An 11,329-nucleotide genomic window follows, 5' to 3' on the forward strand; every position below is an offset into this window, starting at 1 on the left:
CCTTTTAGATGTCAAAGAAAGATGCGTTTTTATAAATGGTTGCCTAAGCGAGAAGCCCTTGCTTGCGAAGCTCAGCTAGGGATATTAATAATAACAAGCCTGCCATTATGCACTTTCGGGGTGGGTCAAACCGGTGGGTCAAGAACCAATTTAAAAAAACAGACCTAAAGCGAAAGCTCATAAAAAACATTAACTTAGCAGGGCTTTGTTCTTGAGGGAAAGCTGAGTCTCTCCCTCGGTACCAGAGATAATATAAGCGCTATGGCTGACAGGCCGTAGCGCTTTTTTGTGTCCGGGGGGCGTAAGTAAGTGTTTTAGCCGTTGAGTTGCCACAGACTGGTGGCAAGCATCAGGGCAAAAGTGGTCCAGAGCGCGTAGGGAATCTGGAGCCAGGCAGCGAGGGTCGAGTGGCTGCGGAATGCGAGGATGGTCAGGATCACCAGCGGGAGCAGAGTTGCCGTGACGAGCATGCCGAGAAAGGTGCTCTTCAGGCCGAACATGAGCGGTGTGAATGAGAGGTTCACCGCCAGTTGGGTCGCATGAAACGTAATGGCAGCGGTGCGCGTCCGCTTTGGGGACTGAAGGATCAGGCCGAGGGAGATGCCCATCAGGGCGTAAAGAGCTGTCCAGACGACCGGGAAGGCCCAGTTGGGCGGATAGAACGCGGGTTTGACCAGTTGTTCGACCCAAGGGCCGGGCGGAAAGAATGCGCCCGCCATGGAACCGGCCAGAACGTGTGCGAGTGCGAGGCCCGTGAGCAGAGCAACGCCTTTTGATTTACGCCTGTGTCGTGAATCCATCAGCGTACATGTTTTTTGATGATGGCGTCGATTTCACCGTTCTGCTTCATTTGCGCAATGGTCTTATTGAACCGGGGAAGTATTCGGGCAAAGGGCGAGCGCTTGCCGACCATAAGGTGGAACTCCATGGCGTCGAGTACGACCTCGGTTTCCTCGAGGTCTTTGCCTACGCCGGTTTTTCGGATGTGCTTCCAAGCGGAGTAGGGCCATTCAATGGCCAGATCGCCCCGCTGGTTGGCAAGCATGGTCCAGACGTTCTCAAGGTATGGCGTTTCATACGTCTTGATGCCCTTGTCCTGTATGTGCGTCCTGTTCCACCCGTTGCCGATGTACGTGATGACGGACAGATCGTTTTTCAGGATGTCGTTTATCGTCTGCATTTTTCGGATTACTGCGATTTTCGGGTGCCCTTTGTAGGTGAAAACCTTCATTTCCTTGGTATAAAATGGATCCTCGTGCGTGACGCAGTACTGTAACCGCTCTTTGGTAGGCACGGTTATCATGGCGTCCGCATCGCCGTGGGCGACGTTCTGCTGACAGCGTTTCCATGGACACTGCTTCCATGTGGCGCTTACGCCGATACGGGCCAGTGCTGTCATGACGATGTCGTGGAAGAATCCTGTCATCTCGCCGTGCTCGTTTCGCGAGAAAAATGGGTCGTATTCCGGAAATGCGATTCGCATCGGCGGACCAGCCGCCAACGAAACAGTCGTCAGCGCCGCCAGCAGAAGGGCGGTCGCCAGCATGGTGCTCAATACGCATGCAGGTGTGTGAATGGTCGATTTCATGGCTTCAGCTTCTCTATTTCATACTATCAGGATGCTCATTTTTTCCAGATGCCTTCATATCTGTGCCCCCGTTTTCAGGCGCAGTCCGGCGCGGCACAGTTCATTTCGCCAATTACGCCCACAAAAGAGAACCGTCTCCGTTGCCGAGGACGGCGTTGCTTACGGTTGGGCACTATCATAGCAAAGGCTGTATGTGATTGGATTATTATAAACGGTCGCGTCTCATGTGCTCACTCGTCCAGCCCCGGCTTCTTGCGGGTCTTCTTGGTGTTGCCCCGCTGTTTCTTTGTGGCAAGCCTGCGTTTTATGGAGTTTTTTGTGGGCCGGGTCGGTCGGCGTCGTTTCGGCTTGACGAGGGCGTGCCTGAGCATCTCCGCGAAACGCCGGATGACGATGTCCCGGTTGCGGGTGCGGCTGCGTTCGCTGTCGCAGGAGAGCTTGAGGGTTCCGTCGGCGCCGATGCGATTGGCGAGCTTGTGCCGAATGCGCTTTCGCATGGTTTCATTGAGCGAAGGCGAGCTTCGACGTCGAAAATGAGCGTGACCTTGGTGTCGGCCGTGTTTACATGCTGCCCGCCGGGGCCGGATGCGCGGGAAAAAGTGAACCGCAGCTCCGAAAGCGGGATATCGAGTCTGTCGTTTATTGTAATGGTCATGGTTTATCCATGCGTAACCTGCATTATGGCGTTTCGATCGTCAACGGTTCCTTTTGATGGTCTTTATCATGGAAACGGCTGGGAAAAAGGTGCATGATCGTTTCATTATCGGGGGAATAATGGAACTGACCCAACGACGAGTGTGGCTTCTGGGCGGAGTCGTCGCCGTGACAACCATGGCGGTGGCGATTATCGCCTTCGTGATTCTGTACAGGTTTTCCGTGTCGCAACAGCGGGAATGGTTGTGGCGGCTGGTGCAGAATCAGGCCGTCATGTTTCAGGAGATGTATCGCTCCAACAAGGGGTTCATCGGGACCGATGTGGCGCTTGACGCCACGTTAAGTCAGGTGGCTTTTTCCCAGTCCAAGATACAGAGCGACGCCGTGGAATTCACCATTGCACGGCGCGAAGGGCAGTCCGTGCGCTTTTTGGTTGTTGACGGTCGCCTTGTCCGTTCGAACGAGCAGGAGCTTTCCCGCATGCCGCTTGAGCTCAAACTGGCCGAACCCATGGTGCGAGCATTGATGGGGGAGCGCGGCGTGGTGGTTGGCAAGGACTATGCGGGCAATGAAGTCATGGCCGGATTCCGTCCGCTCATGATGGTGGATGACGTTGAGCTCGGCATTGTCGCCAAAACAGACCTGTCCATTGTGCGTGCGCCGCTCATGAAGGCAGGAGGCGTGGCGATTCTGTCCGGCTTTGCCGTCGGCCTGCTGGGGCTGTTTGCCTTTTTCCGCCTCGGCGAGCCGGTGCTTGAAGAGCTTCGGCGAAGCGAGGAGGGGTATCGGCGGCTGGTGCAGGGAAGCGGCAGCGTCATCGTGCGCATCAAGCCTGACGGGACCATCCTGTTCCTGAACCAGTTTGCCACGATATTCTTCCGTATTGATTCCGGTGAGGCCGTGGGCAGGAGCGTGTACGGCAATATTCTTCCCGACACGGATAAGGCGCGACAGGAGTTTCGCTCCATGCTTTCCCATCTCGCCACGAGCGGTTCGGCGAGCATGAGTCTTGAGATGGAGTGCCCCGACTGTCTGGACAACAGTTGGCTGGCCTGGACCTTCAGCCCGCTCCCGAACGAGGATGGCAAACTGGATGAGGTGCTGGCCGTTGGTAACGACATCAGTGCGATGAAGCGGGCCGAAGCGGCTCGAAAGGAAAGCGAGCAACGCTTCCGCAGCATCGCGGCCGCATCACCGGTGGGCATCCTGATTACCGACCTGCATGGCAATCCAGCCTATGCCAATGACCGCTTCCTCTCCATGGCCGGGTGTTCGCTCATCGAGTTGCTCGGGAGCGGCTGGACCCGTGTGGTGCATCCCGATGATCGCGCCAATGTGCGCAATGCGTGGATCGGGGGCGTTACCCAGAGCCGTGACACTCAGGTGGAGTTCCGGCTGGCGGCGGAGGGCAGGGGAGAGCGTTGGGTCGTTGGGCAGGCCGTAGCCATGCGGAATTCCGATGGCGAAATGGTCGGCATTGTGGCCACCCTCACCGACATCACGGCCACCAAGCGCGCCGAGGCCCGCAACCGTCGTCTGGCAGCGGCCGTGGAGCAGGCTGCGGAGACGGTCATCATCACGGATACCGAAGGTACCATCGAGTATGTCAATCCGGCTTTCGAGCGTGTGACCGGATATTCCGCCAAGGAGGTCGTGGGGCAGTCCCCAAGTGTCCTGCAAAGCGGCGAGCAGGATAAGGAATTTTACCGCGAGTTCTGGGAAACCATCCTTGCCGGGAATGTCTGGACCGGACATTTTCGCAATAAGCGCAAGGACGGCAAGGTGTACGATCAGGACACAACGGTTGGGCCGGTCAAGGACGAGCGCGGGAACATCGTGAACTTTGTTGCCGTGGCGCGCGACATCTCCGAACGGATCGAACTTGAAACGCAGTTGCGGCAGGCCCAGAAGCTGGAATCCATCGGCCAGCTCGCTGCCGGCATCGCCCACGAGATCAACACCCCGATCCAGTATGTGGGCGACAACCTTCGCTACCTGTCGGATGCGTTCGGCGACTTCCGAAAGGTGCTGGACGCTGCTGTGGGGAAGTTGGAGTCGCTTGATTCCGACAAGGCGCATCAGGCCCTTGAAACAGTCCGCCGCGTGGCCGGTGAAGTGGATCTGGAGTTCCTGTACGAGGAAATCCCTTCGGCCGTGAGCCAGTCCGTTGAGGGGGTGGAGCGCGTGGCCGAGATTGTGCGTTCGGTCAAGGAGTTCTCCCATCCTGGCGGGGACGAAATGCAGCCTCTCGACCTCAACGAGAATATTCGCAACACGGTCATGGTCACGCGAAACGAATGGAAGTATGTTGCTGAAATTGAGAAAGATTTTGACGAAAACCTGCCGCTTGTCCACGGTCTTGCCAGCGAGCTGAATCAGGTGGTGCTGAACATGATCATCAATGCGGCACATGCCATTGAGGAAAAGGGGCTGGATGCGGAAGAGGGGCGTATTGCAATCAGCACACGCAGCGAGGACGGTCATGTGGTCATGCAGGTCCGGGACAACGGCCGTGGTATGCCCGAAGAAGTGGCGCAGCGCGTGTTCGATCCATTTTTCACCACCAAGGATGTGGGACGCGGCACCGGGCAGGGGCTCGCCATCGCGCGAAACGTCATCGTGGTGCGCCACGGCGGTACCATCGACCTTGAAAGCACTCCCGGAGAAGGGACAACCTTCACGGTGCGCCTGCCGGTGCGCCGTCAGGAGGACATGTGAAAAGTCCCGTTCTGCTCGTCGATGATGAAGCCAACCTCCTGAAGGCCCTTGTGCGCGCCTTGCGACCGCTTGGGTGTGACGTGCATACCGAGACCGATCCCGTCAAAGCCCTCAAGCGGCTTGAATCCGAACAGTTCGCCGTGCTCGTGACCGACCTCAAGATGCCCGGCATGAACGGCATCGAGCTGCTGCGCCGGGCGCGGGCCCAGCAGCCGGACTGTATGCGCGTGTTGATGACCGGCTATGCCGATCTGCAGGCCGCTGTGGATGCGGTGAACAGCGGTGGGATATTTCGTTTTCTTGCAAAGCCATTTGAAGGCGATGACATCCGTGATGCCGTGCGGGAAGCGCTGCGGTACAGGGCTCTGCGTGAAAACGAGAAGGAGCTGGAAACCCTGCGGCGAACGCAGAAGGCCATGGAGGGCATGGTCCGGGCTTTCACTGATCTCGTGGAAACGCGCGACCCGTATACCTGCGGCCACCAATGGCGCGTGGCCCGGCTGGCTGTTGCCTTGGCTGGCGAGATGGGCATCAACGGCGAAGCGGCCAAAGGGCTGTACCTCGCCGCAATGGTTCATGACATCGGTAAGATAGGCGTTCCTTTCAGCATCCTCAACAAGCCCGGCAAGCTCACCGAAGCGGAGATGGCCATTATCCGCGAGCATCCGTCAAAAGGCGAACAGACCCTGCGGCACGTGGACTTTCCGTGGCCCATCGCCGACATCGTCGCGCAACACCATGAACGGCTGGACGGGTCCGGGTATCCTCTGGGGCTCTCGGGTCAAGCCATCTGTCAGGAGGCGCGCATAATCGCCGTGGCCGATACGGTGGACGCCATGGCCTTCCACCGGCCCTATCGCCCCGCGCTGGGGCTTGATGCCGCGCTGGAGACCGTGCAGGAAGGGCGCGGCACTCTCTATCAGTCTGACTGCGTGGATGCCTGTCATGCGCTCTTTCGTCACAAGGGGTATCGCCTTGAGCAGGACGATGCTGACCAGTCAGTCGAGCGTGCGCCGGAAGCGCTTGAGCCCCACGGCGAGGACGGCCAGTAGGAATAGCGCAACGGGCCAGACGTGGTGCAGCGCGTCCACCGGTCCGATCCCTTTGAGCAGGATGCCGCGCACCATTCGCAGGTAGTGGGTCAGCGGCAGCACCGATCCGATGGTCTGGGCCCAGACCGGCATCCCTCTGAACGGGAACATGAACCCCGAGAGCAGAAGCGACGGCAGGAAGAAGAATATGGAGAGCTGTACGGCCTGAAGCTGGTTCCGGGCCACGGTGGAGATGGTCACGCCAACGGTGAGGTTGGCGGCGATAAAGACCACCGAAAGCAAAAACACCAGCACGACACTGCCCTGAAACGGCACGCCGAACAGGAATTTGGCGGCCACCATTATCAGGGTCATCTGCACGTATCCCACAAAAATATACGGCACGATCTTGCCGAGCATGACCTCCAGCGGCCGGATGGGGGTGGTCAGCAGGTTTTCCATGGTGCCGCGCTCACGTTCCTTGGTGATTGCCAGCGAGGTTATCATGACCAGCGTCAGGGTCAGGATGACGCCCATGAGGCCCGGCACGATATTGTATTGTGTCTTGATTTCGGGGTTGTAGTTGCGGTGGATGCGAAGGTCCACAGGCGCGGGCTCTGGGATGAGGCTGCTGAATGCGCCCTGAAGGTCGCGTCGGATGGCCGAGGTGGTTATCTCCCGGAGGGCGGCGATGGCCCCGGCCGTGGCTGACGGGTCGGTGGCGTCCGCCTCGATGAGCAGCACCGGTTGCTCTCCGCGCATGAGCTTGCGTCCGAAGTTCTGGGGTATGGTCAGGACGAACTGCTCCTGCCCCAGCCGCAGGGCCTCGTCCGCCTCGGCGCGGCTTGTGAGCATGGTGTCCACGTCAAAGTAGCTGCTGGTCTGCATGGCCGCCACGATGGACCGGGAGTAGGGCGAGTGGTCGGCGTCGAGGATGGCGGTGGGCAGGTGTCGCGGGTCGGAGTTGATGGCGTAGCGAACAGGATGAGCTGGATCAGGGGAATGCCGATCATCATGGCGAAGGTCAGACGGTCGCGCCGCATCTGCACGAATTCCTTGGCGGTCATGGCCGCGAACCGGCTGAAGCTGAAAAGGTTCAGGCTCATGTCGTCTGGCTCCTGCGCATGAGGTCGATGAACACCTCCTCCAGCGAGGTCTCCACTTCCTCGGCCCTGTGCTCCGGTCCGATGGTGTCGCGAACGCTCCGGGCAAGCTGGTCGACATTTCGGCCGGAGACATGGAGGTCGTTGCCGAAGGCTGCGGCCTGCTCAACGCCGGGCAACGTCTTGAGCTTCTTTGAGATGGCGTGCAGCTCGGGGCCCGGATGCGCCATGTGGTCAGGGCGGAGCTTTCCACGATGTCGTGGACCGTGCCGCGCACCAACAGATCGCCGTAGGCGATGTAGGCCAGCCGGTGGCAGCGTTCGGCCTCGTCCATGTAGTGGGTGCTGATGAGCGCGGTGACGCCTTCTTCGGCTGCGAGGCGGTGGACCTCGTCCCAGAAGTCGCGCCGGGCGCCGGGGTCAACCCCTGCGGTGGGCTCGTCGAGCAGGAGCAGCTTTGGCTCGTGCAGGATGCACGCGCCAAGCGCCAGCCGTTGCTTCCAGCCACCGGACAGCCGCCCGCGAGAATCTTCTCGAAGCGGCCGAGGCCCATGGATTCCATCATGTGCTCCACCCGTGCGCGGCGGTTGCGGATGCCGTAGGCGCGGGCCGTGAATTCGAGATTTTCCCGTACCGTCAGGTCTTCGTAGAGGCTGAACTTCTGGGCCATGTAGCCCACGTGCGGCTTGATGCGGTCGCCTTCGGTGCGGATGTCGTAGCCGAGGCAGGTGCCTTGTCCCGCGTCGGGTTCCAGAAGGCCGCAGAGCATGCGGATGAAGGTGGTCTTGCCCGAGCCGTTAGGACCGAGAAAGCCGTAAATCTCGCCCCGGTTCACGTGCATGTCCACATCCTTGACCACCGTGCGGTCGCCAAAGGACTTGGTCACGCCCGAGACGTCGATGACCGCTTCGTCAGCCATTGCCATGCTCCGTATGCTTCGGGGGGATGACGTCCACGGGCTGTCCCGGATTGAGCCGCAGGGCGTCACCTGATTCGACTGGCGCAGCTCCACGCGAAAGACCAGCTTGTAGCGGGTGGAGCTGGAGTAGATGACCGGGGGCGTGTATTCGGCCTCGGGCGAAATGTAGGTGATGCGCGCCGGGATGGGGGCGGTTGCGCCGTCATAGGTCACGGTCACTTGCATGTCCGGGCGGAGCGTGCCCACCACGGGTTCGGGCACGAAGAAACGCACGATGCGGTTTTCGGGCGGCAGCAATGAGACCACGGGGTTTCCGGCCGGGACCCACTCTCCGGGCTGGCGGATGGTGTCGAACACCAACGCCTGTTCCGGGGCGGACTGGGCCTTCTGGTCAAAGGTCCAGCGGGCCTGCTCAAGCTTAGCGCTGGCCGCGCTGACGTTTGCCTCGGCGGCCTTCTGTTCGTCCTCGCGCGCGCCGAGGTTGGCGGTCTCGAGTTCGGCTCTGATCTGGGCCACCTGTTGGCGGGCGGTGCGGTAATCGGTCAGCGAGCGGTCGCGTTCTTCTTCGGAAATGGTGGATTCCTCAAAGAGCTTTTCCCTGCGCCTGTATTCGGCCTCGGCAAGCAACATGGCTGAGCGGGCCTTGCGGAGCCGGGCCTGAATCTCCGCCAACTCCGAGGGGCGTTTGCCTTTGGAAAGGTTGGTCAGTTCGTTTTCCGCACGGCGCAGGTTGTCCTCGGCCTCGGCGACCCCGGCCGCCTCGAAGCTGCGTTCCAGCGTGAAGAGCGGCGCGCCTTCAGGCACGGTCTGCCCGCGTGTGACCGAAAGGGTTTCGAGCTGGCCGCCTATGGGCGCGGCCACGTAGACGTATTCGCCCTCCACGTAGCCCTGCCATGTGGCTGGAGGCTCGGAACAGCCTGCGAGGATGACGATGAGGCCCAGCAGGGCGGCGATTCTGGTCATGCTGCGTCTCCTGCCTTGGCCGACTCCATAAAGAGCCGCCAGTTGCGTTCTATCTGGATGCGGAAGTCCAGTTCCCCGCCGGTGAGATGGCTGAGAAATATCGGGGGAAGGATGGTGCCAAGAAAGGCGAACATCAGGTCGTTGGAGGTCGCGTCGCTGCGGATAACCCCTGCGGCCTGCCCCTTTTCAATGATGTCGCGGACCATTTGCCGGAAACGACCGGAGGTGTTTTCCACGCCCTCCCTGTACTGCGGGGCTGAGCGGGTGATCTCCTCGGAAAACATGAGGCTGAGGATGCCGGGGCGGGCGTGGAGCATCTCTCCCTGTGCTTTTGCGAGCCTTCGCAGCGCGTCCAGCGGGTCGGTTGCACCGGCCAGCGCGGTTGCCACGTTGCCCTCGATGAGCTTTCGCATGTGCGCGAGCACCGCGAAGACGAGGTCTTCCTTGCTCCCGAAATGGCGGTAGAGCGCCGAAGGCACCACGCCCATCTCTTCGGCCACGCCCGTGAGCGTGACTGCGGAAAGGCCGTTCTCGGCCAGCTTCAGGGCTGCTTCGGCGGCCTGCTCCCGCCGTTCCTCGCTCGACATTCTCTTGGCCACAATGGTCCTCCATTTTGTGAATGTGATTTCACTTTCACATAATGCCGCATAAGGCGTCAACCCCCTCCAAGGTGCGGAGAACGATTCTAGTCCACGTCGACGAAGTAGCTGATGCGGGTTCTGGGGCTGAGGTAGTCGAAGATTTCCTGCGGCAGATGGGAGAGCCTGATGCTCTTTTCCACCTTGAGGTCCGGTTCATCTGCCAGCTCAACGATGAGCGCCTCCTTGCGGGGCACTTCGGAGTCGTAGAGCACCACGCTCGGGCGCAGCTGGTTGGTCGGGTTGACGGACATGACCATGCCGATGGCGCCGTTGGTGAGCTGTACCACGGTGCCGGGCGGGTACACGCCGAGGCTGCGGATGAACAGGGCCAGGAATTCCGGGTCGTACAGAGCCTTTTGCTGGCCGAACATATAGGAGAGGGCGAGGTACGGGGTCAGGGAGTCGTCCGGGTCGGGCTGGTTGCAGAGGTTGTCGTAGGCGTTGGCGATGCAGACGATGCGCGACAGTCGGTCCACGCCGTCGCCCGACAGGCCGTTGGGGTAGCCGCTGCCGTCCATGTGTTCATGGTGCTGTTCCACCACGGTCACGGCGCTGAGCGGAAACTCCGGAACAGCCGTAAGGATGTCCACGCCAAAGGAGGGATGGCTCTCCAGCAGCTCGCGCTCGGACTTTGTCAGTTTCCCGCGTTTTCGCAGAAGTTTCTTTTCGATGCGGCTCTTGCCCACGTCATGAAAAAGCGCGCCCATCCCGAGCGTCTGCATTCTTGGTCCGTCCAGCCCCGCGCCCCGACCGACCATCATGGAGAGAATGGCCACGTTCAGGTCGTGGGAGTAAATGCGTTCGGCGGGTTCCAGCACGTTCATGAGGTGCAGGGTGGATTCCTGGTCGCGCAGGAAGCGGTCCGAGAGTTTTTCGACGAAAGCCATGCCCTCGATGACCGACTGCGAGTTGCCCCGGACGATGCCTTTCATGATGTTGGAGCAGTCCTTGAGCGAATCGGCGAAGCGTTCTTCGCATTCCGCGATGCGGCGTTTCTTTTCCTGCAGTCGCTTGGTGCGTTCTTTCTTGATGGACCAGAGGCGGTCCACGGCGGCTTCGGCATCGGACGATGTGGCGGGCGGGGCGGTTTCGGGCTGGTTCGGCGGTAGCGGCAGCACGTCGCTTTTTTCCGGCACGCAGATCAGCTCGTCGATCCCCAGCTTGCGGAGAACCGCTATCTGCTCTTCGTCCTTGACCTTGAAGCTGCTGAAAAGAAAGGGGTGGGAGAACCAGTTCGTCTTTTCAAGGCGAATGAAAACACCGGGACGCAATTGGTCCACGGAGATTCTGTATTCTGGAATGTTTACGTTCGCCATTTCCCCAACATACTTGAGGTGTCAGTACATTTCAAGGAAAACGATATGTTAAGCCGATGTAAGGGGCTATTATAAAGCGGTGTCGTTTCTGTTGCGCCTCTCCGGTTGAAAACCCTGTCAATAGTCTTTTTTTATCCGTTTTCGGTCGTTGGGCGGCGGTTTTCTTCCGGAAAGGAAAACCGGGGGTATACTGCCGGGCGGTGCGCGGAGCCTGCCCGCGTCCGGTCCCGGAGAGCGGTTTTCATACGGCAGGACAGGAGACGATCATGGCACGAAGCGTCATTGAAATCTGCAACAACGCGCTGCTCGATCTTGGCGAGGACCCCATAATGTCACTGGATGACGGCAGCAAGGGGGCACAGCTCTGCTCGCGCCGCTGGCCCGCCGTGCGCGACGC

The 11,329-nt window shown here is 60.1% G+C and carries 7 protein-coding genes and 4 pseudogenes; 2 read left to right on the top strand and 9 right to left on the bottom strand.

Going from position 1 to position 11,329, the window contains the following annotated elements:
- Window positions 1-314 precede the first annotated feature (314 nt).
- The 4 genes and pseudogenes from JCM12178_RS09470 to JCM12178_RS20875 all read right to left on the bottom strand — a co-directional run.
- A complete protein-coding gene (locus JCM12178_RS09470) occupies window positions 315-800 on the bottom strand; it encodes a TspO/MBR family protein (RefSeq protein ID WP_054650837.1) in 486 nt (161 codons plus the stop codon).
- Window positions 800-1,588, bottom strand: a complete 789-nt coding sequence (locus JCM12178_RS09475) for a substrate-binding periplasmic protein (protein ID WP_054650839.1) — start codon at window positions 1,586-1,588, stop codon at window positions 800-802. Before JCM12178_RS09475 ends, JCM12178_RS09470 begins: the two co-directional genes overlap by 1 nt.
- A 230-nt stretch (window positions 1,589-1,818) precedes the next feature.
- Window positions 1,819-2,085, bottom strand: a complete 267-nt coding sequence (locus JCM12178_RS19635; RefSeq protein WP_245628698.1) for a hypothetical protein — start codon at window positions 2,083-2,085, stop codon at window positions 1,819-1,821.
- A gap of 80 nt (window positions 2,086-2,165) precedes the next feature.
- A pseudogene (locus JCM12178_RS20875) lies at window positions 2,166-2,243 on the bottom strand (alternative ribosome rescue aminoacyl-tRNA hydrolase ArfB); the annotation flags it as partial.
- 119 nt (window positions 2,244-2,362) lie between these two features.
- On the opposite strand from JCM12178_RS20875, the gene JCM12178_RS09485 reads away from it, so the two are divergent.
- Together JCM12178_RS09485 and JCM12178_RS09490 are read left to right on the top strand one after the other, a co-directional pair.
- Window positions 2,363-4,960 (top strand): PAS domain-containing sensor histidine kinase, encoded by a 2,598-nt coding sequence (locus tag JCM12178_RS09485; RefSeq protein ID WP_172677102.1) that lies wholly within the window; start codon window positions 2,363-2,365, stop codon window positions 4,958-4,960.
- Window positions 4,957-6,012 (top strand): HD domain-containing phosphohydrolase, encoded by a 1,056-nt coding sequence (locus JCM12178_RS09490; protein ID WP_054650843.1) that lies wholly within the window; start codon window positions 4,957-4,959, stop codon window positions 6,010-6,012. The genes JCM12178_RS09485 and JCM12178_RS09490 overlap by 4 nt, the downstream gene beginning before the upstream one ends.
- Here JCM12178_RS09490 and JCM12178_RS09495 read toward each other — a convergent pair.
- From JCM12178_RS09495 to JCM12178_RS09515, 5 genes and pseudogenes are all read right to left on the bottom strand, one after another.
- A pseudogene (locus JCM12178_RS09495) lies at window positions 5,959-7,097 on the bottom strand (ABC transporter permease). The gene JCM12178_RS09490 and the pseudogene JCM12178_RS09495 sit on opposite strands and share 54 nt — an antisense overlap.
- Window positions 7,094-8,012 (bottom strand): annotated as a pseudogene (locus tag JCM12178_RS09500) (ABC transporter ATP-binding protein). The pseudogenes JCM12178_RS09495 and JCM12178_RS09500 overlap by 4 nt, the downstream one beginning before the upstream one ends.
- 459 nt (window positions 8,013-8,471) lie before the next feature.
- Window positions 8,472-8,975: pseudogene (locus JCM12178_RS21320) on the bottom strand (HlyD family secretion protein); the annotation flags it as partial.
- Window positions 8,972-9,574, bottom strand: coding sequence for a TetR/AcrR family transcriptional regulator (locus JCM12178_RS09510; protein ID WP_054650845.1), 603 nt, complete (start codon window positions 9,572-9,574; stop codon window positions 8,972-8,974). The gene JCM12178_RS09510 and the pseudogene JCM12178_RS21320, both read right to left, overlap by 4 nt.
- Window positions 9,575-9,660: 86 nt before the next feature.
- Window positions 9,661-10,932, bottom strand: coding sequence for a cyclic di-GMP phosphodiesterase (locus JCM12178_RS09515; protein WP_054650847.1), 1,272 nt, complete (start codon window positions 10,930-10,932; stop codon window positions 9,661-9,663).
- Between the last annotated feature and the right edge of the window lie 397 nt (window positions 10,933-11,329).

The sequence above is a fragment of the Salidesulfovibrio brasiliensis JCM 12178 genome, assembly GCF_001311825.1.
GTDB lineage: Bacteria > Desulfobacterota > Desulfovibrionia > Desulfovibrionales > Desulfovibrionaceae > Pseudodesulfovibrio > Pseudodesulfovibrio brasiliensis.

Bases quoted from the DNA above. Each gene is read 5' to 3' on its own strand.
- JCM12178_RS09470 (WP_054650837.1), bottom strand. From the start codon at position 800: ATGGATTCACGACACAGGCGTAAATCAAAAGGCGTTGCTCTGCTCACG.
- JCM12178_RS09475 (WP_054650839.1), bottom strand. From the start codon at position 1,588: ATGAAATCGACCATTCACACACCTGCATGCGTATTGAGCACCATGCTG.
- JCM12178_RS19635 (WP_245628698.1), bottom strand. From the start codon at position 2,085: ATGCGAAAGCGCATTCGGCACAAGCTCGCCAATCGCATCGGCGCCGAC.
- JCM12178_RS09485 (WP_172677102.1), top strand. From the start codon at position 2,363: ATGGAACTGACCCAACGACGAGTGTGGCTTCTGGGCGGAGTCGTCGCC.
- JCM12178_RS09515 (WP_054650847.1), bottom strand. From the start codon at position 10,932: ATGGCGAACGTAAACATTCCAGAATACAGAATCTCCGTGGACCAATTG.